Source organism: Pseudomonas sp. TE3552 (assembly GCF_056278945.1).
In genome coordinates this window covers 1,181,047-1,205,069 of the sequence record NZ_JBWBQJ010000001.1, presented here as the reverse complement: position 1 = coordinate 1,205,069, position 24,023 = coordinate 1,181,047, and the positions used below count along the sequence as shown (strand labels likewise).

The 24,023-nt window shown below is 59.9% G+C and carries 17 protein-coding genes and 1 pseudogene; 3 read left to right on the top strand and 15 right to left on the bottom strand.

Annotated features, from left to right (window positions below):
* Nucleotides 1-6: 6 nt before the first annotated feature.
* The 7 genes from ACZ9BB_RS05195 to ACZ9BB_RS05165 form a co-directional block, all read right to left on the bottom strand.
* On the bottom strand, nt 7-207 hold the full coding sequence (locus ACZ9BB_RS05195) for a co-regulatory protein PtrA N-terminal domain-containing protein (protein WP_476212823.1): 201 nt from the start codon (nt 205-207) through the stop codon (nt 7-9).
* A gap of 215 nt (nt 208-422) precedes the next feature.
* Complete coding sequence (locus ACZ9BB_RS05190; RefSeq protein ID WP_476212822.1) at nt 423-2,165, bottom strand: ABC transporter substrate-binding protein; 1,743 nt, start codon at nt 2,163-2,165, stop codon at nt 423-425.
* 47 nt (nt 2,166-2,212) lie between these two features.
* Complete coding sequence (locus ACZ9BB_RS05185) at nt 2,213-2,485, bottom strand: DUF2160 domain-containing protein (protein ID WP_476212821.1); 273 nt, start codon at nt 2,483-2,485, stop codon at nt 2,213-2,215.
* A 10-nt stretch (nt 2,486-2,495) separates the two neighbouring features.
* Entirely contained in the window at nt 2,496-3,296 is an 801-nt protein-coding gene (locus ACZ9BB_RS05180; protein WP_018925489.1) for a carbohydrate ABC transporter permease, read from the bottom strand.
* 8 nt (nt 3,297-3,304) lie between these two features.
* Nucleotides 3,305-4,171 carry a carbohydrate ABC transporter permease gene (locus ACZ9BB_RS05175; RefSeq protein WP_253421468.1) on the bottom strand — a complete coding sequence of 289 codons (867 nt, stop codon included), beginning with the start codon at nt 4,169-4,171 and terminating at the stop codon, nt 3,305-3,307.
* The gene (locus ACZ9BB_RS05170; protein ID WP_476212820.1) at nt 4,168-5,265 is read right to left on the bottom strand and encodes an ABC transporter ATP-binding protein; all 1,098 of its coding nucleotides are present in this window, start codon (nt 5,263-5,265) and stop codon (nt 4,168-4,170) included. The genes ACZ9BB_RS05175 and ACZ9BB_RS05170 overlap by 4 nt, the downstream gene beginning before the upstream one ends.
* On the bottom strand, nt 5,265-6,359 hold the full coding sequence (locus ACZ9BB_RS05165; RefSeq protein WP_476212819.1) for an ABC transporter ATP-binding protein: 1,095 nt from the start codon (nt 6,357-6,359) through the stop codon (nt 5,265-5,267). The genes ACZ9BB_RS05170 and ACZ9BB_RS05165 overlap by 1 nt, the downstream gene beginning before the upstream one ends.
* Nucleotides 6,360-6,664: 305 nt before the next feature.
* Here ACZ9BB_RS05165 and ACZ9BB_RS05160 point away from each other — a divergent pair, with 305 nt between their 5' ends.
* On the top strand, nt 6,665-8,512 hold the full coding sequence (locus tag ACZ9BB_RS05160) for a sigma-54-dependent Fis family transcriptional regulator (RefSeq protein ID WP_476212818.1): 1,848 nt from the start codon (nt 6,665-6,667) through the stop codon (nt 8,510-8,512).
* A gap of 159 nt (nt 8,513-8,671) precedes the next feature.
* On the opposite strand, the gene cysS is transcribed toward ACZ9BB_RS05160, so the two are convergent.
* Together cysS and ACZ9BB_RS05150 are read right to left on the bottom strand one after the other, a co-directional pair.
* Entirely contained in the window at nt 8,672-10,054 is a 1,383-nt protein-coding gene (gene cysS / locus ACZ9BB_RS05155; protein WP_476212817.1) for a cysteine--tRNA ligase, read from the bottom strand.
* Between the two features lie 18 nt (nt 10,055-10,072).
* Nucleotides 10,073-11,770: a glutamine--tRNA ligase/YqeY domain fusion protein gene (locus ACZ9BB_RS05150; RefSeq protein WP_476212816.1), complete on the bottom strand. Its 1,698-nt coding sequence runs from the start codon at nt 11,768-11,770 to the stop codon at nt 10,073-10,075.
* Between the two features lie 262 nt (nt 11,771-12,032).
* Between ACZ9BB_RS05150 and ACZ9BB_RS05145 the strand changes: the two genes are divergently transcribed.
* Nucleotides 12,033-12,536: a peptidylprolyl isomerase gene (locus ACZ9BB_RS05145; RefSeq protein WP_064618823.1), complete on the top strand. Its 504-nt coding sequence runs from the start codon at nt 12,033-12,035 to the stop codon at nt 12,534-12,536.
* Nucleotides 12,533-13,285, top strand: coding sequence for a UDP-2,3-diacylglucosamine diphosphatase (gene lpxH / locus ACZ9BB_RS05140; protein WP_476212815.1), 753 nt, complete (start codon nt 12,533-12,535; stop codon nt 13,283-13,285). Before ACZ9BB_RS05145 ends, lpxH begins: the two co-directional genes overlap by 4 nt.
* A gap of 123 nt (nt 13,286-13,408) precedes the next feature.
* Here lpxH and ACZ9BB_RS05135 read toward each other — a convergent pair whose 3' ends face one another.
* From ACZ9BB_RS05135 to ACZ9BB_RS05110, 6 genes and pseudogenes are all read right to left on the bottom strand, one after another.
* Nucleotides 13,409-14,938: a DHA2 family efflux MFS transporter permease subunit gene (locus tag ACZ9BB_RS05135; RefSeq protein ID WP_476212814.1), complete on the bottom strand. Its 1,530-nt coding sequence runs from the start codon at nt 14,936-14,938 to the stop codon at nt 13,409-13,411.
* Between the two features lie 216 nt (nt 14,939-15,154).
* A pseudogene (locus tag ACZ9BB_RS05130) lies at nt 15,155-16,373 on the bottom strand (EmrA/EmrK family multidrug efflux transporter periplasmic adaptor subunit).
* A gap of 15 nt (nt 16,374-16,388) precedes the next feature.
* Nucleotides 16,389-17,858 (bottom strand): efflux transporter outer membrane subunit, encoded by a 1,470-nt coding sequence (locus tag ACZ9BB_RS05125; protein ID WP_476212813.1) that lies wholly within the window; start codon nt 17,856-17,858, stop codon nt 16,389-16,391.
* A complete protein-coding gene (locus ACZ9BB_RS05120) occupies nt 17,848-18,327 on the bottom strand; it encodes a MarR family winged helix-turn-helix transcriptional regulator (protein ID WP_476212812.1) in 480 nt (159 codons plus the stop codon). The genes ACZ9BB_RS05125 and ACZ9BB_RS05120 overlap by 11 nt, the downstream gene beginning before the upstream one ends.
* A 297-nt stretch (nt 18,328-18,624) precedes the next feature.
* Nucleotides 18,625-22,293, bottom strand: a complete 3,669-nt coding sequence (locus ACZ9BB_RS05115; RefSeq protein ID WP_476212811.1) for a translocation/assembly module TamB domain-containing protein — start codon at nt 22,291-22,293, stop codon at nt 18,625-18,627.
* A complete protein-coding gene (locus ACZ9BB_RS05110; RefSeq protein WP_476212810.1) occupies nt 22,290-24,017 on the bottom strand; it encodes an autotransporter assembly complex protein TamA in 1,728 nt (575 codons plus the stop codon). Before ACZ9BB_RS05110 ends, ACZ9BB_RS05115 begins: the two co-directional genes overlap by 4 nt.
* Nucleotides 24,018-24,023: the final 6 nt, after the last annotated feature.

Here is a 24,023-nt window from a genome sequence, read left to right as displayed (position 1 = left end):
GCCCGCTTACAAGTCTTTGGTCTTGTCGTCCTTCTTTTCATTCACGACGACGGGATCACGTGCCTGTTCTTTGGCGACAAACAGCTCCACCGAGCGGTCATTGGCCGCCATCATTTTTTCAAAGGCTCTGTCGCCGCCGCCTTCAGCCATGACCAGAGAAGACATCACCAACGCCGCTGCAAACGCACTCAGTTCCGCAAATTTCATGTTTGATTCCTCGTTTAATTAACTAACGAGGTCAAAGTAACAATCCGAACCTTTCATGACGGTGGCGCGCAAATTATATATCCGTTATGTAGCCTGGAAGGTATCTGTGGCGAGGGAGCTTGCTCCCGCTGGGTCGCTTGCTCGCGAATGCGGTCCATCAGGCACACAGTAAAACGGCACCTTACGGTGCCGTTGGCATTTCACATGACAGACAATTACTTACGCGCATCCGCCCACGATTTCAGTAGTTCGTTGTAGCTCACGGTTTCACCCTTGGGCTTCTCGTTGGCCAGTTTCGGCTTCGGTGCGCCCGGTTGGTCGAACCAGTATTGCGCGTCGCGTTCCGGGTTCATTTTCGGCGCGCAAGTGGCCTGGGCCTTGGAGCGCTCCAGACGGGTCATGATCGCGTCCTGATCCTTGGCCAGACCATCGAGCGCCTGTTGCGGGGTTTTCTCGCCGCTGGCGGCTTCGGCGATGTGGCTCCACCACAACTGTGCCAGACGCGGATAGTCCGGCACGTTGGTGCCGGTCGGTGTCCATTGCACCCGCGCCGGGCTGCGGTAGAACTCAACCAGGCCACCGAGCTTCGGCGCCAGGTCGGTCATGGCTTGAGAGTTGATGTCCGACTCGCGGATCGGCGTCAGGCCGACGATGGTTTTCTTCAGCGACACGGTTTTCGAGGTCACGAACTGCGCGTACAGCCAGGCCGCGAGCTTCTGTTTCTCAGGCGTGGATTTCATGAACGTCCACGAACCCACGTCCTGATACCCCAGCTTCATGCCCTCTTCCCAGTACGGCCCTCTCGGCGATGGCGCCATGCGCCACTTCGGCGTACCGTCGGCGTTCACCACCGGCAGGCCCGGTTTGGTCATGTCGGCGGTGAACGCGGTGTACCAGAAAATTTGCTGGGCGATGTTGCCTTGGGACGGCACCGGGCCGGATTCGGAGAAGGTCATGCCCGCCGCTTCCGGTGGCGCGTACTTCTTCAGCCAGTCGACGTATTTGGTGGTGGCAAAAACCGCTGCCGGGCCGTTGGTATCGCCTCCGCGGGTCACGCTGGAGCCGACCGGATGGCAGTCTTCGACACGAATGCCCCACTCATCCACCGGCAAACCGTTGGGCAAGCCCTTGTCACCGCCGCCGGCCATGGAGAACCAGGCATCGGTAAAGCGCCAGCCCAGGGACGGGTCTTTCTTGCCATAGTCCATGTGCCCGTAGACCCGCTTGCCGTCGATTTCCTTGACGTCTTCGCTGAAGAATTTGGCGATGTCTTCATATGCAGACCAGTTCACCGGCACGCCCAGTTCATAGCCATACTTTTCCTTGAACTTGGCTTTCAGCTCCGGGCGCTCGAACCAGTCGGCGCGGAACCAGTAGAGGTTGGCGAACTGTTGATCGGGCAATTGATAGAGCTTGCCATCGGGCGCGGTGGTAAAGGAGGTGCCGATGAAGTCCTTGATGTCGAGGGTTGGTGAGGTGAAGTTTTTACCTTCATTGGCCATCAGGTCGGTAATGGCTTCTGTCTTGCCGTAACGGAAATGGGTACCGATCAGGTCCGAGTCGTTGACCCAGCCGTCATAGATGCTCTTGTCCGACTGCATCACGGTCTGCAGCTTTTCCACCACATCGCCTTCTTGCAGCAGGTCGTGGGTGACTTTGATCCCGGTGATCTCGGTGAAGGCCTTGGCCAGCACCTTGGACTCGTATTCATGGGTGGTCAGGGTTTCCGAGACAACCTTGATGTCCATCCCGCGAAACGGCTCGGCCGCCTTGATGAACCACTTCAATTCCGCGAGTTGCTGATCGACCGTCAGGGTAGACGGTTTGAATTCGCCGCCGATCCACTTTTTCGCAGCGTCTTCGTAGGCATCAGCCCAGGCCGATGCGCTCAATCCGCTGAGTGCCAGCATGGCTGCCAGTGAAATGCTATGTCGCAGCTTATTGTTTTTGTCGAACATAGAGACCTCCTTTATGGGTTTCGGAGCAACATTGCCGAGCGATTCGACTAGCCCCAACGCATCACAGCCAACAGCCACACCAGGGACAACGCGAACGCCACCCAGATGCTCCAGTCGGTGACGCCGATTACCAGCAAATGCAGGTAGGCGCTGCCGAGAAGACCGATAAACAGCCGATCGCCACGGGTGGTGGTAATCGGCAGAAAACCTTTTCGAAGAATGCTTGGCGAACGTAATTCCCAGGTGGTCATGCCCACCAGGATCAAGGCTATGACGCCGAAGAACGCCGCCGTCGGGCCGGTCCAACTCATCCATTCCATCATCAGTTCCTCATACCCGGCCCAGGGCAAAGCCCTTGGCCACATGGTTGCGAACAAACCAGATCACCAGCATGCCCGGCAGGATGGTCAACACCCCCGCCGCTGCCAGCACGCCCCAGTCAATGCCGGACGCCGAGACCGTGCGGGTCATCACCGCGGCGATGGGTTTGGCGTTCACCGACGTCAGGGTTCGCGCCAGCAACAGTTCGACCCAGGAAAACATGAAGCAGAAAAACGCCGTGACACCGATCCCGGAGCCGATCAGCGGAACGAAAATCTTCACGAAGAACTTGGGAAAGCTGTAGCCATCGATGTAGGCGGTTTCGTCGATTTCCTTGGGAACGCCAGACATGAAGCCCTCGAGAATCCACACCGCCAGCGGCACGTTAAACAGACAGTGAGCCAACGCCACCGCGATGTGCGTGTCGAACAACCCGATCGAGGAATACAGCTGGAAGAACGGCAGCAGGAACACCGCCGGCGGTGCCATGCGGTTGGTCAGCAGCCAGAAGAACAGGTGCTTATCGCCGAGGAAGCGATAACGCGAAAACGCATAGGCCGCCGGCAACGCCACGGTCAGGGAAATGATCGTGTTCATGCTGACGTAGTACGCCGAGTTGAGGTAGCCGGTGTACCAGCTCGGGTCGGTGAAGATCACCTTGTAGTTGGCGAAGGTGAAATCCTGGGGAAACAGCGTCAGGCCGCCGAGGATTTCGGTGTTGCTCTTGAAGGACATGTTCAGCAGCCAGTAGATCGGCACCAGCAGGAACAGGATGTAGACCAGCAGTGGAATCAGCTTTCTCTTGCTCATGGCGGGCCTCACCGATTGGCGTCAGAGTGAGTCATGGCGGTGTAGAACAGCCACGACACCAACAGGATGATCAGGAAGTACACCAGCGAGAAAGCCGCCGCCGGGCCGAGGTCGAATTGCCCTACGGCCATTTGGGTCAAGGTCTGACTCAAGAAGGTCGTGGCATTGCCCGGACCGCCACCGGTCAGCACGAACGGCTCGGTGTAGATCATGAAGCTGTCCATGAACCGCAGCATCACCGCGATCAGCAGCACGCTTTTGAGCTTGGGCAACTGGATGTGTCGGAAAACCGCCCAGGCCGATGCCCGATCGATCCGCGCCGCCTGGTAATACACGTCCGGAATCGCCCGCAGCCCGGAGAAACACAACAACGCCACCAGCGATGTCCAGTGCCAGACATCCATCACCAACACCGTGACCCAGGCGTCCATGGTGTTGGCCGCATAGTTGTAGCTGATGCCCATGCCGTTGAGGCTGGACCCAAGCAAGCCGATGTCGGCCCGGCCGAAAATCTGCCAGATGGTACCGACCACGTTCCACGGGATAAGCAGCGGAATCGCCAGGATAATCAGCACCAGCGACGACCAGCGGCCCTTGATCGGCATGGTCAGGGCGATGGCGATGCCCAACGGGATTTCGATCAACAACACGCAGCCGGAATAGATGAACTGGCGCAGCAGCGAGTCATGCAGCCGTGGGTCGAGCAGCACCTGCTTGTACCAGTCGGCACCGACGAAGTAGCGGCTGGACTGGTCGAAGATGTCCTGCACCGAGTAGTTGACCACGGTCATCATCGGGATCACTGCACTGAACGCCACCAGCAGAAACACCGGCAACACCAGCCACCAGGCCTTGTTGTTCTGCACCTTGTTCATGGCTGTACCTCCAGCAAATACTCATCGGCGTAGACCATCAACCATTGCCCCGGGAAACTGATGTACGCCGTGCCCTCGGGCACCGGTTTGTCTTCGGCCAGGCGTACTTTAAGCAGCACGCCGTCGAGGTTCAGGGTCATGATTTTGTAGGTACCCAGGTCCTCGACGTGTACGACCTTTGCCTGCAACGCGTCATCAAAGGCCTCCTCCCACACATGAACGAACTCCGGACGGATGCCGACCTTCAGGGTTTTCCATTCGCTATCGGCGATCCGTTGCTGCATTGCGTGGGACAACGGCAAGTGGGTCCCGGCAAAACCGACACCGCCGGGTTGCGGTTGAACCTCGATCAGGTTCATCCCCGGGCTGCCGATGAAATAGCCGACAAAGGTGTGGCTCGGCCGCTCGAACAATTCCCGTGGCGTACCGAACTGCACAATCTGGCCGCCATACATCACCGCGATCTTGTCAGCGAAGGTCGAGGCTTCGAGCTGATCGTGGGTGACGTAGACCATGGTGATGTTGAATTGCTCGTGGATCTGCTTGAGCTTGCGCCGCAGTTTCCACTTCAGGTGCGGGTCGATCACCGTCAGCGGTTCATCGAAGAGGATCGCCGACACGTCATCGCGTACCAGCCCACGGCCCATGGAGACTTTTTGTTTTTCATCGGCGGTGAGGTTGCGCGCCTTCTTGTGCAGCAATGCCTGAAGGTCAAGAACTTCGGCGATTTCATGCACCTTGCTGTAAATCTTCGCTTCGATCATGCCTTGATTGCGCAGCGGGAAGGCCAGGTTGTCGAACACCGTCATGGTGTCGTAGACCACCGGAAACTGGAAAACCTGGGCGATGTTGCGCTTTTCCGGGGTCAGCTCGTTGACCACTTTGCTGTCGAACAGCACCTTGCCCTGGGACGGGCTGAGCAATCCGGAAATGATGTTGAGCAAGGTCGACTTGCCGCAGCCCGAAGGCCCGAGCAGCGCATAGGCGCCGCCCTGCTCCCAGACGTGGTCCATCTCGCGGATCGCGTAATCCTCAGGGCCGGCTGGTGTGCGGGTGTAGCTGTGGGCAAGGTTCTGCAAACGGATTTCGGCCATCAGGCAACCCTCGCAATGCGGCGACCGGGCGCCTGGACCAGCCGCCCCTGCATATCGAACACAAACAGTTTATGGGTCGGGATATAGATACGAATCGGCGCATCGACGTCGTATTCGTGCACCCCCGGCAAGTGCAGCACCAGCAGGAAATACTCGTTGCGCACATGGAGGAAGGTTTCCGAACCGCTGATCTCGGCCACCTCGACAGTCACCGCCAGTTCCAGATCGTCGTCGTTGCTCGGCACCAGCGAGATATGGCTGGGGCGCACGCCGAAACGGAACTCGCCCTCGCCCACCGGACGCAGATCGACGTTCAACGGAAAGTGCACGAAATTGGCGAAACTGACTTCGTTGCCGGCAATGCGCCCCGGCATCAGGTTGATCGGCGGCTCGGAGAACAGCTCCGCGGCCAGCACGGTTTGCGGCTGGTGATAAACCTCGGAGGACTTGCCGCTCTGAATCACCCGACCTTCGTGAAGAATCGTGGTGGTACCGCCCAGCGCCAGGGCTTCATTGGGTTCGGTGGTGGCGTAGATAGCGATGGTGTGGTGGGCCGCGAACAGTTCGCGCATTTCCTGGCGCAGCTCTTCGCGCAGTTTGTAGTCGAGGTTGACCAGCGGCTCGTCGAACAGAATCAGCTCGGCGTCCTTGACCAGCGCTCGGGCCATGGCGGTGCGCTGTTGCTGGCCACCGGAGAGTTCCAAAGGATGGCGCTGGAGGAATTTCTCGATGCGCAGCATCTTCGCGGTTTCCAGCACTTTGCTCTGGATCAGCTCGTTGGAAACGCCGGACTGGCGCAGCGGCGAGGCGATGTTCTCAAACACCGTCATGGTCGGGTAGTTGATGAACTGCTGATAAACCATCGACACATTGCGCAAGCGCACCGGACGCTGGGTGACGTCGACACCGTTCATCAGGATGCGGCCGCTGTCGGGCTTGTCCAAACCGGCCATCAGGCGCATGAGGCTGGTTTTGCCGGACAGCGTGCGACCGAGCAAAACGTTGAAGGATCCGGGTTCGAAGTTAAGGCACGCATCGTCGATCCAGGTCTGGCCCTCGATGGTACGGCTGACGTGTTCCAGGATTAGTGACATGGCTCGGCCTTTTTATTATTGGAGTCAAGCGACCGGAGCACTACAGCGACATTCGTGCCAGAAATTGCAAGCCGTTGATCCGGCTTGAGAATCCTGCAAGTGGAAGAAAAACTGCGTTCGTTGCTGAACAGAAATGAACAACCGCAACTGAACAATTGAACAATCCGGCGGTTGACAATGAACAATAGTGAACAACACTCTACGGATGCTTTAGCTGCACGAAGACCCGAATTTTGCCCGACCTGTAATGAATCGCGTCTTACCCATAACAAAAACAATAAAAGCTTGCTCAGAGGTCGACTGCCATGGCCGCACCTGCATCAAAGCTCTCCCACGACGCTATCATCCAGGACTCCTGGTCCCGCTGCCGCGCCTTCGGGCTCGATCATCAGAGCGCTCCGGCGTTCGATCAGCTGCCGGCCGATGACATCGCCCAGTTGCTGGAGCGCCAGCATTCACTGGTGCAGACCACCCATCAGGAAGTCCTGCCGTACTACGAGAACATCCTCAGCAACTCCAATTGCCTGATCATGCTCGCCGACAATCAGGGCCAGGTGTTGACGTCCTGGGGCACTCAGCGCTTCATCGAGCCGAGCCTGACTCGCGGTTTCAGCGCCGGTGCCAGCTGGGTGGAGCGTTGCAGCGGGACCAATGCGATCGGCACCGCGTTGGCCTGCGAGCAGGCCGTGCACATCGAGCACGATGAACATTTCCTCAAGGCCAACCGCTTCATGACCGGTTCCGCCGCACCGATTTTCGATGCCGAACGCAAGGTGATCGCGGTGCTGGATGTGTCCAGCGACAGCTACCTGCCGCCGTCCCACACCCTGGGCATGGTCAAGATGATGAGCCAGACCGTGGAGAACCGGCTGATCCTCAATCTGTTCCACGGCCAGCATTTCCAACTGACCTTCAACACCGGGCTGAACAACCTCGACAGCCAATGGGCCGGGCTGTTGATCTTCGACGAGACTGGCCAAGTGCTGTCGGCCAACCGTCGGGCCGACAATCTGCTGGGCATCAGCCTGTCGCGGGTCAGCGTCGAAAGCCTGTTCAAAGTCTCGTTGATGGAGCTGCTGAATCAGCCGGACGGCCTGCCGTTTTCCCTGCAAGCCTCGGGACGCAACCGTTTCCAGTGCCTGTTGAAGCGGCCGAAACAGGCGCCGATTCAGGCTCGACTGTTTTCTGAATTAAAGAGCGCTGAACTCACGACATCAGCACCCGCCGCCATCAGCCTCAACACCCTGCATTTTGGCGACAGCCGCGTGGAAAAAGCCGTGCGCCAGGCCGAGCGCTTGCTGGAAAAGGACATTCCGTTGTTGATCCACGGGGAAACCGGGGTCGGCAAGGAAGTCTTCGTCAAAGCCCTGCACCACGCCAGCTCGCGCAGCAAACAACCGTTCATTGCCGTCAACTGTGCGGCGATCCCCGCCGAACTGGTGGAATCCGAATTGTTTGGTTATGAAAAAGGTGCATTCACGGGTGCCAACCAGAAAGGCAGCATCGGGCTGATCCGCAAGGCCGACAAAGGCACCCTGTTCCTCGATGAAATCGGCGACATGCCCTTACCGACCCAGGCCCGGTTGCTACGGGTGTTGCAGGAGCGCTGCGTGCAACCGGTGGGCAGCAGCGAGCTGTTTGCGGTGGACATTCGGATCATTTCAGCGACCAACCGCTCGTTGCGCGAGCAGGTTCAGCTGGGGCGGTTCCGTGAGGATTTGTATTACCGCATCGGTGGCTTGACCCTGGAGTTGCCGCCCTTGAGAGAGCGCAGCGACAAGCAGGCGCTGTTCAAGCGTCTATGGGAGCAACACCGTGAACCATCGCAGTGGGCCGGGTTGAGCCCCGAGGTGCTGGCATTGTTCGGCCGCCATCCGTGGCCGGGCAATTTACGCCAGGTCAGCAGCGTGATGCAGGTGGCGCTGGCCATGGCCGAAGAACAACCCGTGCGGCCAGAGCATTTGCCCGATGATTTTTTTGTCGATCTGGAGATGGAGCCGGTGGATGCGCCAGAGCCGATAGCGGTTGATTTGAATGATGCCGAGGCATTGAATCGGCAGTTGCAGGCGGCCGGGGGGAATATTTCGCACCTGGCCCGGCGGTTGGGGGTTAGCCGCAACACCCTTTACAAGCGATTGCGCCAGGTTGAGTGACAAAGACCTTACGGATTGCGTAGGGCTTGAGATCATCGCGGGCAAGCCCGCTCCCATAGGGATTTGTGATGGCGCCAGCATAGGCACCGACGCACTTACGCCCTGCACATAAACAAAAACCCGCACAAGGCGGGTTTTGTTTTGTAGCCAATCAAGCAATCAGTCAGCCAATCGCCAGGTCGTCCCGCCCTTGCCGTCTTCCAGCACCACGCCCATGGCGGTGAGCTGGTCGCGGATGCGGTCGGATTCGGCCCAGTCCTTGTTCGCACGAGCCGCCAGACGCGCGGCAATCAGCGCATCAACCTCAGCCGCATCGACCCGCCCTTCGGCACCGGCCTGCAGGAAGTCATCGGCCTCAAGCTGCAACACACCCAGCACGCTGGCCAGTTCCTTCAAGCGTGCCGCCAAACCAGCCGCTGCATCAAGATCGCTCTCGCGCAGACGGTTGATCTCGCGGACCATCTCGAACAGCACCGCGCAGGCTTCCGGCGTACCAAAGTCGTCGTTCATCACCTGAGTGAAGCGCTCGACGAACGCTTCGCCGCCGGCAGGCGCCACGTTCGGCAGGCCTTTCAACGCATGGTAGAAACGCTCGAGTGCGCCTTTGGCATCCTTGAGGTTGTCTTCCGAATAGTTGATCGCGCTGCGGTAGTGGCTCGACACCAGCAGGTAACGCACGACTTCCGGGTGGTACTTGTCGAGCACGTCGCGAATGGTGAAGAAGTTGTTCAAGGACTTGGACATCTTCTCGCCATTGATGCGAATCATGCCGCAATGCATCCACGCGTTGGCGTAGGTCTTGCCGGTCGCCGCTTCGCTCTGGGCGATTTCGTTTTCATGGTGCGGGAACTCGAGGTCGCTGCCGCCGCCATGAATGTCGAAAGTCTCGCCCAGGCAGCAGGTCGACATCACCGAGCACTCGATGTGCCAGCCCGGACGTCCGGCGCCCCATGGCGATTCCCAGCTCGGCTCGCCCGGCTTGGCGCCTTTCCACAGCACGAAGTCCAGTGGGTCCTGCTTGGACTCGTCGACTTCGATTCGTGCGCCGATGCGCAGGTCTTCGATCTTCTTGCGCGACAGCTTGCCGTAGCCCATGAACTTGGCGACGCGGTAGTACACGTCGCCATTGCCCGGTGCGTAGGCGTAGCCCTTGTCGATCAGGGTCTGGATCATGCTCTGCATGCCAGCGATATGATCAGTGGCCCGCGGCTCCATGTCCGGCTTGAGGATATTGAGGCGCGCCTCGTCCTCGTGCATCGCGGTGATCATGCGTTCGGTCAGCGCGTCGAACGGCTCGCCGTTCTCCTTGGCCCGATTGATGATCTTATCTTCAATATCGGTGATGTTGCGCACATACGTCAGGTTATAACCGCTGAAACGCAACCAGCGGGTCACCAGGTCGAACGCGACCATGCTGCGGCCGTGGCCAATGTGGCAGTAGTCGTACACGGTCATCCCGCAGACGTACATGCGCACATTGTTGCCATCCAGCGGCTTGAAAACTTCTTTGCTCTTGGTGAGCGTGTTGTAGATCGTTAGCACTTTATGTTGTTCCTTGAATCACTGGCCCCACGAATCACGCAAGGTCACGGTACGGTTGAATACCGGAGCGCCCGGTTTCGAGTCCTTGATATCCGCGACGAAGTAACCTTCGCGCTCGAACTGGAAACGGTCTTCCGGTTGTGCATTGCCCAGCGAAGGCTCGGCACGACAACCAGTGAGAACTTGCAGCGAGTCAGGGTTGATGTTGTCCAGGAAACTGGCGCTGTCTTCGGCCTTTTCAGGGTTGGCCGAACGGAACAGGCGATCGTACAAACGCACTTCGCACTCGACGCTGGCGGCGGCCGGCACCCAGTGCACCACGCCTTTGACCTTGCGGCCTTCAGGGTTCTTGCCCAGGGTTTGCGGATCGTACGAGCAACGCAGTTCGACGATGTTGCCATCGGCGTCCTTGATCGCTTCGTCGGCACGGATCACGTAGCTGCCGCGCAGACGCACTTCGCCGTTCGGCTCCAGGCGTTTGTAGCCTTTTGGCGGCTCTTCCATGAAGTCTTCACGGTCGATATAGAGCTCACGAGCGAACGGTAGAACGCGCACGCCCATGTCTTCTTTCGGGTGGCACGCCAATTCGAGGTTTTCGACCTGACCTTCCGGGTAGTTGGTGATCACGACCTTCAGCGGACGCAGCACGCACATGGCGCGCGGGGCGCTGTGATCGAGGTCGTCACGGATGCTGAATTCGAGCATGCCGAAGTCGACCACGCCGTCGGAACGGTTGGTGCCGATCATCTCGCAGAAGTTGCGGATCGATTTCGGCGTGTAGCCACGGCGGCGGAAGCCCGACAGCGTGGACATGCGCGGATCGTCCCAGCCATTGACGTGTTTCTCGTCCACGAGCTGCTTGAGCTTGCGCTTACTGGTGATGGTGTAGTTCAGATTCAGGCGGCTGAACTCGTACTGACGCGGGTGCGCCGGCACTGGCAGGTTGTCGAGGAACCAGTCGTACAACGGACGGTGGCTTTCGAACTCCAGGGTGCAGATCGAATGGGTGATGCCTTCGAGGGCGTCCGACTGACCGTGGGTGAAGTCGTAGTTCGGGTAGATGCACCACTTGTCACCCGTCTGGTGGTGATGCGCGTGACGGATGCGATACATGATCGGGTCGCGCAGGTTCATGTTCGGCGAGGCCATGTCGATCTTGGCCCGCAGCACACGTGCGCCGTCCGGGAATTCGCCGGCGCGCATGCGGGCGAACCAGTCCAGGTTTTCTTCGACGCTGCGATCGCGGAACGGGCTGTTCTTGCCCGGCTCGGTCAGGCTGCCACGGTATTCCTTGGCCTGTTCAGGGGTCAGGTCGTCGACATAGGCCTTGCCGGCCTTGATCAGCTCTACCGCCCAGTCGTGCAACTGGTCGAAATACTGCGAGGCATAGCGCACTTCACCGGACCATTCGAAGCCCAGCCATTTGACGTCGCTTTCGATCGCGTCGATGTATTCCTGGTCTTCCTTGGCCGGGTTGGTGTCGTCGAAACGCAGGTGAGTGACGCCGCCGAATTCCTGGGCCAGACCGAAGTTCACACAGATCGACTTGGCGTGACCGATGTGCAGGTAGCCGTTGGGCTCAGGCGGGAAACGAGTAACGATCTGCGTGTGCTTACCCGAGTCCAGGTCCGCCTGGATGATCGGGCGCAGGAAGTTGACCGGCACGGCAGGGCCGGTCTTGGAATTCGAGGTAGGGTCGACAGTGGGCTTGCTCATAGGATCCTTGAACGTACAAGTGCGCGGCCAATTGGCCAAATCAAAGCGGCTGTTATAAATCAAAGGGGCTTATCATAGCCGATGCTGTCAAGTGGCTGACAGAGCGGGCCGGCAATCGGTTGCATTTAATCGGCCAGCAATGAAAAACAGCCTCGAAATTCGCGCCCGGCACGCTAAACTGCGTGCCTTGGCCGACACTGGCCGGACCGGTTGAGGGCTGTAGAGCCCCGAAACCCACGAATTCCTAGAATGAGTACCCATCATGACCCAAGTCAAACTGTCTACCAACTTCGGCGACATCGTCCTGCAACTGAACGCTGAAAAGGCACCGCTGACCGTTGCCAACTTCATCGAATACGTCAAAGCCGGTCACTACGAAAACACTGTTTTCCACCGCGTCATCGGTAACTTCATGATCCAGGGCGGCGGTTTCGAGCCAGGCATGAAAGAAAAGAAAGACAAGCGCCCAAGCATCCAGAACGAAGCGGACAACGGCCTGCCGAACAAGAAGTACAGCGTTGCCATGGCCCGCACCATGGAGCCGCATTCGGCGTCCGCGCAATTCTTCATCAACGTGGCCGACAACAGCTTCTTGAACCACAGCGCCAAGACCGTTCAGGGCTGGGGCTACGCGGTATTCGGCGAAGTGGTTGAAGGCACCGACGTAGTCGACAAGATCAAAGGCGTGGCCACCACCTCCAAGGCCGGTCACCAGGACGTACCTGCAGACGACGTGATCATCGAGAAAGCCGAGATCATTGAGTGATACTGCTGATTTCAGACTTGCATCTGGAAGAGGAGCGCCCGGACATTACCCGGGCGTTTCTGGATTTGCTCGCCGGACGCGCCCGCTCGGCGAGTGCGTTGTACATTCTGGGCGACTTTTTCGAGGCGTGGATTGGCGACGATGCCATGACGCCGTTCCAGCGTTCCATCTGCCAGGCCCTGCGCGATCTCAGTGACAGCGGCACGGCCATCTTTCTGATGCACGGCAATCGCGACTTCATGCTCGGCAAGGCCTTCTGTAAACAGGCCGGCTGTACGTTGCTGAAGGACCCGAGTGTCGTGCAGTTTTACGGCGAGCCAGTGCTGTTGATGCACGGTGACAGCCTCTGCACCCGCGACGTCGGCTATATGAAGCTGCGACGTTACCTGCGCAACCCGATCACCCTGTTTATCCTGCGGCACCTGCCCTTGCGCACACGCCATAAACTGGCGCGCAAGCTGCGCAGTGAAAGCCGTGCGCAGGTGCGGATGAAGGCCAATGACATTGTTGATGTCACACCGGAAGAAGTGCCGCGGGTCATGCAGCAATATGGCGTGAAAACCTTGATCCACGGCCACACCCATCGCCCCGCCATCCACAAGCTGCAGATTGGCGAGCAGGCGGCCAAACGCATTGTGTTGGGGGATTGGGATCGTCAGGGCTGGGCGTTGCAGGTGGATGAGCAAGGGTTTGCACTGGCGCCTTTCGACTTCACCCCGCCACCGCAACTGGCAGCACCCGCTAACTAACGACCGAACACAAAACCTTGTGGGAGCGAGCCTGCTCGCGATGGCGGATTCATGTTCAACATCCATGTTGACTGATCTACCGCTATCGCGAGCAGGCTCGCTCCCACATTAACCGCGCTGCGCTTAGTGCCCGGCCGCTGCAGGCCCCGCCTTCGCCGCAAACGGCGGTTTTGCCAGCCATACCAACAGAATCAAGCCCATGAACGCCCACCCCAGCAACGTGAAGTAATCCACGGTGGAGAGCATGTATGCCTGACTGGTCAACACATGATCCAGCTGCGCGTAGGCCGGGTTGCCCGCCCCGCCCAGCGTGTTCAACGCCTCCCGGGTTGCCGGCTCATAGGTGGTGATGCTTTCACTCAAATACGCATGGTGCTGATCGGCCCGGCGAATCCAGATCCAGGTGGTCAACGACGCCGCAAAGCTACCGCCCAGGGTCCGCAGGAAGGTCGCCAGTCCCGCGCCGTCGGCAATCTGGCTCGGCGGCAGGTCCGACATCAAAATGCTCAAGGTCGGCATGAAGAACAACGCCACGCCGATACCCATGAACAGCTGCACCAACGCAATGTGCTGGAAGTCCACCTCGTTGGTAAACCCGGCGCGCATGAAGCAACTCAAACCGATGCACAGGAACGCGCCACCGGCCAGCAGTCGCAGGTCGAACTTATGCGCATACTTACCGACAAACGGCGACAACAGCACCGGCAGAATGCCGATCGGCGCTACTGCCAGCCCGGCCCAGGTGGCGGTGTAGCCCATCTGGGTTTGCAGCCACTGCGGCAGAATCAGGTTGATGCCGAAGAACCCGGCGTAACCGCCCACCAGCACAATGGTGCCGATGCGGAAGTTGCGGTAAGCGAACAGCCGCAGGTTGACCACCGGATGCTTGTCGGTCATTTCCCAGATCACGAACACCGCCAGCGCAATCACTGAAATAGCCGCGCCGATAATGATGAAGTTCGACTCGAACCAGTCCAGGTCATTGCCCTTGTCGAGGATCACCTGCAGCGCACCGACGCCGATGATCAAGGTGATCAAACCGACGTAATCCATCGGTTGGTAACTGGTCACCACCGGACGCGCCTTGAGTTGTTGGCGCACCACCATCACCGCGAAAATCCCGATCGGCACGTTGATAAAGAAAATCCACGGCCAGCTGTAACTGTCGGTGATCCAGCCACCAAGGATCGGGCCGGCAATCGGCGCCACCACCGTGACCATCGCCAACAACGCCAGGGCCATGCCGCGCCTGGCGGGCGGATAGACCGCGATCAACAGCGTCTGGGTCATCGGGTACAACGGCCCGGCCACCAGGCCTTGCAGCACCCGAAAGCCGATCAGCTCCGGCATCGAGGTCGAGATGCCGCACAGAAACGAGGCCAGCACGAACAGCATCGTCGCCCAGAGAAACAGCTTCACTTCACCGAAACGCCGGCTGAGCCAACCGGTCAGCGGCAGCGCGATGGCGTTGCTCACGGCAAACGAGGTGATCACCCAAGTGCCCTGCTCCGAACTCACGCCCAGGTTGCCGGAAATCGTCGGCAGCGCCACGTTGGCGATGGTGGTGTCGAGCACCTGCATGAAAGTCGCCAGCGACAGGCCGATGGTGCTGAGTACCAGGCTGGGCGGCGAGAAAGAGGCGTTATTGCTCATCGCGAATCCTTTGGAGCTGAATTTTTTGGAGCGGGATTGGCACGGCGCCTGTTACTGACGCAGCTGACCTTATGGGAGCGAGCTTTTGTGGCGAGGGAGCTTGCTCCCGCTCGGCTGCGAAGCAGTCGCAGAGCTTTTGGGGTCGCTTCGCGACCCAGCGGGAGCAAGCTCCCTCGCCACAAAGGCTTGCTCCCACAGGGTCGGTGTGATGGCGAATCAGCGTTGCGCGGTTTTGCTGACCGCGGCGCTGTTGTCGTGGATCAACTGGGTGATCATCGCATCGGCCTCGGCCAACTGACGGACATAAATGCTGGTGCTGAACGAGGCCTTTTGCGGTGGCTGTTGTGCCAGCACCGGGCCGCTCTGATCGCGCAGGTTCACATCCACCTGAGTCGACAGGCCGACCCGCAACGGGTGTTTGGCCAATTCTTCGGCGTTGATGTGAATCCGCACCGGCACCCGCTGCACGATTTTGATCCAGTTACCGGTGGCGTTCTGCGCCGGCAGCAAGGCAAACGCGCTGCCGGTACCGGCGCCAAGGCTGTCGATGGTGCCGCTGTATTTGACGTCGCTGCCGTAGAGGTCGGCCTCGATGTCTACCGGCTGACCGATACGCCATGTCACGCAGCTGGGTTTCCTTGAAGTTGGCGTCGATCCACAGCTGATCCAGTGGGATCACCGCCATCAACGCCGTGCCCGGCTGGACACGCTGGCCGAGTTGCACGGTACGTTTGGCCACGTAACCGGTGACCGGCGCAATCAAGGTGCTGCGAGCGTTGTTCAGATATGCCTGACGCAATTGCGCGGCGGCGGACATCACGTCCGGGTGCGACGACACCACGGTGTCATCCACTAGCGCGCTGGTGGTCTTGAGCTGCTGTTGGGCGTTGGCCAGGGCGTTCTGCGCCGAGGTCAGGTCGTCGCGAGCGTGGGACAGTTCTTCCTGGGAAATCGCCCCGCCGGCGGCGAGGTTTTTCCGCCGATTGAAGTTGTCCTGGGCCTTTTGCACTTCGGCCTGCTGGGCATTGACCTGGGCTTTCATGCCGTCGACATTGCTGTACAAGCCGCGCACCTGGCGCACGGTGCGGGCCAGATTGGCCTGGGCACTTTGCAGACCGACTTCAGCGTCGTTCGGGTCGAAGTTGACCAGCACCTGGCCTTCGTGGACCAGATCGCCATCATCGGCGCCAATGCTCACCACCGTGCCAGTGACCAGCGGAGTGATTTCCACCACGTTGCCGTTCACGTAGGCGTCGTCGGTGCTTTCGCTCCAGCGACCGAAGAATTGGTGATAACCCCAGACGCCGGCTCCGGCGAGGATCACCATGATCGTGAGGATAGACAGCATCACTTTGCGCTTACGCGGATTGTTCGTGTCTTGAGTGTCGTCAGACTCTTTATTAGTTGGAGCAGGGGTTGCATCGGCAGTGGCCATGACAAGTACCTTGAATTAGTTGTGCTGCGTGGCTGGGGATGCGTTGGCGGCGGTCAGGGTTTCGCCCTGAAAGCCGCCACCCAGCGCCTGCATCAGTTGGATCGACAGATCGATCTGCTCGGCATTCAGGTTGGCCAGCTGACGCTGGGCCTGGAGCAATTGCTGCTCGATGCTGAGTACGTCCAGGTAATTCCCGATGCCGGAACCGTAGCGCTGGACCACGGTGTTGTAAGAATCCTGGGCAATATCGGTGGCGTGTTGCTGGGCACCGATTTGCCGGCCGATATCGTGCAACTGGTTGATCGTGTCGCTGACATCGCCCAGGGCTTTCACCAGGCTTTTGTTGTACTGCGCCACCGCGAGGTCGTAATCGGCATCGCGGGAATCGAGGTCGGCACGCAAGCGGCCTCCATCGAAAATCGGCACCGAGATCGTCGGCGCGATGTTGAAGAAGCGACTGGCGGAACCGAACATCGCATCTCCCAGCAACGACTCGACACCCGCCGCCGCGCTCAGGTTGAGGTTGGGGTAAAACCGGGTCTTGCTCGCCGCGATATTTTTGCTCGCGGCTTCAACCCGCCAGCGTGCCGCCACCAGGTCCGGGCGACGACCGAGCAATTCCGCTGGCAACACCGATGGCAACGCCACGGCGCTGGCCTGAAGGACTTTCGGCCGGGCGATTTCGTTACCGCGATCCGGGCCTTTGCCCAGCAGCACCGCCAATGCGATTTTCGCGCTTTGCAGGCGCTTCTCGGCGTCGATCAGGCTGGCTTCGGCGCTGGCTTCAAGACTTTCGGTCTGCTGGAACTGGTACTGACTGTCGATTCCCGAACTCAGGCGACGCTGGCTGAGGTCGAGCATTTGTTTGGTGCGCTTGAGGTCTTCGTTGGCCAGGTCATGGATGATGTGCGCCTGCCCCAAATCGCTGTAGGCGCGGGCGACGTCGGCGGACAAGGTCAATTGCGCGGCCTGCTGATCGACTTCGGCGGCACGGGCCTGGCCCAATGCGGCTTCCCAGGCATCGCGCTGACCGCCCCAGAGGTCGAAGTTGTAATTGAAAGTGGCACCAACGTTGCGCACGGTGGAATAGGTGCCACCCTGCCCGCTCGGGTCCTGATCACGAGCCAGACGCGAACGGCTGACACCGGCGCTGGCATCGAGGGTCGGCATCCGGGCGGCGTCGGCGGCATAGGCAGCGGCGCTGGCCTGATGAGCGCGGGCGTCGGCGATTTGCATGTCGGGGCTGTCGTGCAAGGCTTCGCGGATCAGGCCGTCGAGCTGCGGGTCGCCGAGGTTTTTCCACCAGTCGCTTTTCGGCCAGGCCGCGGGTGACAGGGTTACGCCGTTGAGGGATTGCCCGGCCTTGAGATTTTTCGCATCGAGGCTGACGCCTTCGGTGTTCAAGCCGCTGTAACTGGCGCAACCGGCGAGGCTCATGGCCAACAGCACCAGGCTCAGTCCGCTACGCAGGCTTTTACTGTTCATGGCCACCTACCCGCAGCAGGGTGATCGAGTCGCCCGCCGCTACCAGAATTTTCTTCAGGATCTGTTCGAGGGTTTTCAATTCTTCCGGGGTGATGGCGCCAGCCAGTTCGTTCATGGCGTCGGCACCGATTTCCGGTAGACGGTCAGTCAACTGCTGGCCTTGTTCGGTCAGCACCAGTTGCACCTGACGGCGGTCGGCCTCGGAGCGTTGGCGGGCGAGAAAGCCTTTTTGTTCCAGACGATCGAGCATGCGGGTCATCGAGCCGCTGTCCAGGGACAAGTGACGGCACAGCTCGGCCGGCGTATCGACGCCGAACTGGGCCATGATGATCAGCACTTTGAACTGCGCGGCGGTGATGCCGTGGGGTTCCATGTGCGTGTCGATGATCCGGTCCTTGAGCAGCGCGGCGCGGCCGAGCAAGAGGCCAAGATGGCAATTATGGAAATCGTATGAGGAGAAATGTTTCATCTGTCCACCAATTAGCTGCCTAGGCAGAGAATGCATGTCGAGATATTACTGCCTAGGCAGCGAATGTCAACGTAATAGTTAGGTTGCTTTGTATTTGACTGATAAATGGCTGTCGAACGACGACCACAATTCCTGTGGAGAGGGGGCTTGTCGGAACGCCGCACCGCCCCGTTCGGCTGCGAAGCAGTCGTCGCTTTTCGATTTGCAGGGTTTCAGAAAGAATGAAGTGGCAAGTTTTGGGGCCGCTACGCGGCCCAACGGGGGCAAGCCCCCTCGCCACAGGAATCGTGCAGGGGGTTAGAAATCCCGCTTGTAGAAGATGTCCAGCGAACTGGCTACGCCGCTGGCGGCTTCGAGGTAGACCTTTTTACTCAGTTTGTAGCGCAAGGCAATGGTGTTGGCCGGTTCGAACACGCCGACGCCATAACGCAGGCTGAGTTTTTCCGAGATGTTGCCGCTGGCCACTACGGCGGTGCTGGTACCGCTGCCCTGGGTATCGAGCTGGAAATCCTGAATGCCCAGGTCCTTGGCCAGTCCGCTGGTCACCCCCGAACTGCCCATCAAGCCCAAGCCGAGGGCGGCTTGCGCGAGCATGTTGTTGTCTTCACCGGTGGTACTCAATGGGCGACCCAGCACCAGATAGGACAACGCCTGCTCCTGACTCATCGCCGGCTCGGAAAAGATCTGCGTGGTCGGCTGCTCAGCGCTGCCGCTCAGGCGAATGCCGGCGATCACATCGTCGGTCTGGCGAATCGCTTCGATGTCCAGATACGGCTGATCGATGGGGCCTGCGAACAGCAGACGCGCCCGGCGCACCGTCAGTCGCTGTCCGTAGGCGCGATAACGCCCGTCGTTGAGCCACAGTTCGCCACGGGTGTCCATGTTGTCGCCGATGTGCACCTGGCCTTGCACGTTGGCAGTGAGGCCGAACCCGGCAAAGCTGAGTTTGTCCTGCCCGACCACCACATCGATGTCCATCGCCATGGCCATCGGCGGTTTGCCCTCTTCGGTCTGCTGACCGACGATTACCGTGTCATCGGAGACCTTGACCGTCGACGGCGGCAGCTCGCGCACGGTGATGTCGCCCTTGGGCACCAGCACCTTGCCGACGATCGCCAGTTTGTCGTCCTTCATGGAAATTTTCAGGTCTGGTGCGACTTCCAGCGCGGCGTAGGGTTCGACAGTGACCGGCAACTGCGAACCCTTGAGCGCCAGATCCACCGCCAGCGCCTGACCCCAGGCGATGTTGCCATTGAGGCTGCCCTGCCCGCTCTTGCCACTTTTCCAGCCGCCGTTCAGTTGTACGGTTTCGCCGACAATCACGGCTTGAAGTTGCAAGGCTTCGAACGCCATCGGCAGTTCAGGCCCGGAGATTTCACCGTCGCGCAGCTCAAGATTGCCGTTGACCAGCGGCGCCAACAACCCTCCGGAGAGCGTGCCGCTGCCGTTCAAGTGCCCAGTGAGTTTCTCGACCATCGGCACAAACGGTCGCGCCACGGACAAGTCCAGACCACTGAGGCGGAATGAACCGGACAGCGGTTTGTTCTTCGGCAGCGGGTTGATCTGCGCCTGGAGCATCAGCTCACCGAGCTTGCCGCCGACAAAGTTGAGGTCGGTGTCGATGCGTTTTGGCGTGAGTTTGCTGGTGAGCTTCAGGGTCTGGTACGGGAAATCCAGCCACTGATCCTTTTCCTTCATGCGCAACGTGCCGCCGCTGGCATCGACGCTGATCTGGCCGTTCGGACCGCTGGCCGGCAAGTCCAGTTGCAGGTCGGCGTTGAGCTTGCCCTTCCAGGCAAAATCCTTCGGCAACCACTGCGCCAGACTGTCGATCGGGAATTGCTTGAGGTGATAACGCAGCTTCGGCTCAGGCATCAGGCGCTGGTCTTCGCCGCACAGGCTAGCCGGGCCGGACATCCAGCAATGGGCGCCGAAGTTGATTTGGCCGTCCGCCAACCGCTCGAGCTTCGCCGGATTTTGCAGCTTCCAGTCCTGACCGCCAGCCTGGATATCGCCACTGGCCAGACGCCCGCGCCAGTTACCCTTATCCAGTGTGCCGTCGAGACCGAGCGCCAGTTTCAGCTTCGGTCCTTGCAGGTCGAGGGCGAGTTTCTGCTGTTTGATATCGCCCTGGGCACTGGCGGTCAACGTGCCCAGCGACGTATCGCCTGTTTGAATGCCGCTGCCCCTGAAGTCGATTTTCGCCCGTTGGGCGCTGTCGAGGGTGGCATCCAGATTGAGGCTTTGCAGGCGATTGTCTTCGAATGCCAGTTGCGTACCTTGCAGGCCGAGTTTGCCTTGTGGCGCCTTGAGCGTGCCGGCGACATCGACCCGGCCATTGAGCTGACCGCGCAGTTGCGGCCAGAGCTGGGCCAGGCGCGGCATTTTAATGTCGACCTGCCCGGCCAGTTTCTGTTGCAGGCTGCCCTTGCCGTTGATGCTGTTGTCGCCGAGGCGAATCTGCAAGGTACTGAGGTTCCACTGCTCGCCGGCGCCATCGGCCTTGGCCTGGATCACCGCCGGTTGGCCGCGCAGTTTGCCTTTCAAATCCAGGTCGGCGCTCAGGCTGAGCTGATCGTTCTTCATCTCGCCTTTGCTGCGCAACGGCCCGGCCAGTGTGCCCGGCAATTGCGCCATCCAGTACGCCGGATTGATCGCCGACAGGTCCAGTGCGGTGTCCCAGGCAATGCCATCGGCGAATTGCAGGTTCAGGTGGCCTTCGGCCTTGCCCTGCCCGGCTTCGAGTTGGAATTGTTGCAGGTAGATTTTCGTCAGGTCGCCGCTGAACGGGCTGTTCAGGCTGAACGCCCCGGCCGGGCCATCCAGCGCGGCCTTGAAATTACCGATGTAGTTGCCGTCGGTGTAGGAGACTTCACCGTTGAAGCTGCGCAGTGCCACTTGCGGCTCGTCGATCAGCGGATAGAGGCGGTGCCAGGGGAAGTCCAGCCAGTCGATTTTCGCTTCGGCACTGAGGCCTTTGCTCCAATCCAGTTGCCCGGTGAGCTTGAGGCTTTGTTTGTCGTTGGCCATCAGGTCGAGCCCGGCGATCTGCGCGCCCTTGGCGTCGACCTTGCCTTGCAGCAACAACGCAACCGGGCCTTGTTCTGCGGGCAGCGTGGCCTTGCCGAGCAACTGGTAGCCGTTTTTCAGGTCGCCGTCGCCGGTGAGTTCCAGTTGATTGAGTTGCAGGGTATCCGGTAGATCGGCGCTGGCCTTGAAGCCGTCGGCGGTGATGCGCACTTTGGCCGGCAGGTTTTCCACCAGCGGTTGCAGTTCGCCGGTCAGTTGTCCGTTCAGGTAGCCGCTACTGTCGGCTGTCAGGTTCAGGGTTTTCAGTAGATCGCCATCGACCTTCAGGGCCAGTGTCCAAGGCTCGGGCGCCGACAGCGTCAGTTTGCCTTCGGCGGTCAGCGGCCAGTTGCCGCTGGGTTGCAGCAGTCCGGAGAGGTTCAGGCTAAGGTCGTCGCGCTGCAATTGTACAGAATCAATCTGCAAGCCTTTCGCCGTCCAGTGCGCCGCCAGTTGCAGGCCCTTGAGTTCTTCGCTGCCGTTGAACAGCAGACGGCCGACCTTGACCTCGCCCAGCTCGATCGCCAAGGGCAATTTCAAGTCCGGCAGACTGATCGGGCCGCTGCCTGGTTCTTCCTCGCCCGGCGGGAATTGCAGGCTGACCTGCTCGGCCTGCAATTGCTCGATGCACAGCGTCATGCGCATCAGGCACAGCGGCGACCAGGCGAAAATTGCTTTGTTCAGCTCAACCCGACTGCTGTCCTGCTGCCACAGCAGATGATCGGCGCTCCACTGTCCTCCCAAACGGCCCTGGAAATTCTCCGCGGTCAAACCCGGCACTAACCCGAGCGCCCAACGGCTGCCCGTCGGAGTGCCCAGCACGGCGACCAGTGTCAGCACGATCAGCATCAACAGCGCCGGAATCGCCAGCAGCGTTAGTTTCAAACCACGCTTCACAGTTCAGGCCCCATGGAAAAGTGCAGTCGAATGCCGCCGTCGTCGTCCATCGCGTGGGCCAGGTCGAGGCGAATCGGCCCCACCGGCGAGACCCAGCGCACGCCAATACCGACACCGGTCTTGAGGTTCGGCAGTTCAAGTGTATTGAAGGAGTTGCCTTGGTCGATGAAGGTTGCGACCCGCCATTTTTCGGCGATGGAATATTGATACTCGACGCTGCCGGCCACCATGTAACGGCCACCGATACGGTCGCCATCGGAGTTTTCCGGGGACAGGCTCTGGTAGTCGTAACCGCGCACGCTCTGATCGCCACCGGCGAAGAAGCGCAGCGACGGCGGCACCGATTTGTAACCATTGGTGGCGCTGCCGCCGACTTGTACCCGACCGAGGAAGCGGTGTTTATCGAAGACCGTGGTCAGGCCTTTGACCAGCGCCGTGCCGTAGATCAAGTTGGTGTCCGAACCCAATCCTTCCTTGGCGACTTTGGTTTCGAATTGCAGGCGATAGCCGTTGTGCGGGTCGATGCGGTTGTCGCTTTTCAGGTACGAATAGCTCACGCCGGGCATCAGCAAGGTACTGAGCCCCGAGTCGTCACCGAGTGTGTATTCCTCGCGTTGCCACTTGAGCGACACCACCCGCTGCCAGCCGCTGGGCAACTTGCTGTGCCATTCGGGGCCGAGGGTCAGCAGCTTGCTGAGGGAGTCGGTGCCAGCGATTTCTTCATACTGATAGCCAGCGGCCCAGCGCAGTTTGTCGGTCAGTGGTGGGTCCAGGGGAATGTCGTAAAACACCCCGACGTTCTGCCGCGGTGCCGACAGTTCGGCTTCCCAACCATAGCTGTCGCCTTGCGGGTTGACCCAGTGCCGGGTCCAGTTGGCCTTGATTCGCGGGCCGACGTCGGTGGAAAAACCCAAGCCGAGCCCCATGGTTCGTGGCTTGCGGGTGTCGAGCTTGACCGCCACCGGGATCACGTCGTCCTTGGAGGCAGTTGGCGCTGCGTCGACGCGCACACCTTCGAAATAACCGCTCGATTGCAGCGCCTGATTGAGTTCGGCGATCAATTCGGAGTCGTAGGGCGTACCGGCCTTGAACGGCACCATGCGTTGCAGCAGGTCTTCGTCGAACGGCGTGTCGCCTTCAAAACTGACCTTGCCCAGTGCATAGCGCGGGCCGCTGTCGTAGATCAATTCGATGTCGGCAACGCCCGCCCGCGGGTCCACCAACAATTTCTGACGAGTGAAGCGTCCACTGAAAAAGCCGAAGCGCGAGGCCTGGTTCTGGATCATCCGCTTGGCGTCTTCGTAACGGCCATGGTTAAGCACCGCGCCAGGTTTCAACAGGTCGCTTTTCGGTACACGAAAGGATTTGAGGTCGGCCGCAGGCCCCTCGACACGCACCATGACGTTGCGCAAATGGATCGGCTCGCCGGGATCGATGTTCAGCACCAGGCGCGGCGTCTTGCCGCCCTTCACGTCGCTGTCGATTTGCGGCTGGTAATAACCCAAGGCCTGGGCGGCCTTGCGCGCCTGTTCTTCGGCGCCGCGACTGAAGCGCAGCAAGGCTTCTTCATCGCGATCGCCGAGGCTACCGATATAGCCTTCTATATTGGCTTTCAGTTCATCGTTGGACGGTTTGATCCGCACATCCAATTCACTTTGCGCCAGCGCCGCGCAGCTGGAGATCAGCATCAACACGCCACTGGTAAATCTTCCGGGAAACTTCATAGCGCG